The organism is Actinomyces sp. S6-Spd3 (assembly GCF_000758755.1).
Taxonomy (GTDB): domain Bacteria; phylum Actinomycetota; class Actinomycetes; order Actinomycetales; family Actinomycetaceae; genus Pauljensenia.
Genome location: NZ_JRMV01000195.1, coordinates 1 through 525 on the forward strand (window position 1 = coordinate 1; position 525 = coordinate 525).

General features: G+C 54.5%; 1 protein-coding gene. It reads left to right on the plus strand.

What is annotated here, in order from left to right; genetic code table 11:
- Positions 1–90: 90 nt before the first annotated feature.
- Positions 91–525: ABC transporter ATP-binding protein (locus tag HMPREF1627_RS01135; protein WP_034500412.1), on the plus strand; the 435-nt coding region annotated here is incomplete at its 3' end.

Here is a 525-nt window from a genome sequence, read left to right on the forward strand (position 1 = left end):
TTAGCGGGGAGTGCAAGTGGGGCACGGCCACCCTAAGAGGCCAACAATATGGACCTAGATCCAAGTTAGATAACTACTGAAGGACAAACCGTGGCTAGTGTGACTTTTGAATCCGCAACCCGAGTCTTCTCTGGCGCCTCCAAGCCCGCAGTTGATTCGCTCAACCTCCAAATAGAAGACGGCGAATGCGTTGTACTGGTTGGGCCTTCCGGATGCGGGAAATCCACCTCGTTACGAATGGTTGCAGGCCTGGAGCCCACCACGTCTGGTCGCGTCCTTATCGGTGATAAAGACATGACAGGTGTGCGTCCTCGTTCGCGGGACGTCGCCATGGTTTTCCAGTCTTACGCTCTGTACCCCAATATGACCGTGGCGCAAAACATGGCATTTGCGCTAGAGAACATGAAGGTATCTAAGAGCGAAATTAAAGAACGCGTGCAGTGGGCTGCCAGCATGCTAGAACTCGATGAGCTGTTGGAGCGTAAACCCTCCGCGCTATCTGGAGGTCAGCGTCAGCGTGTGGCG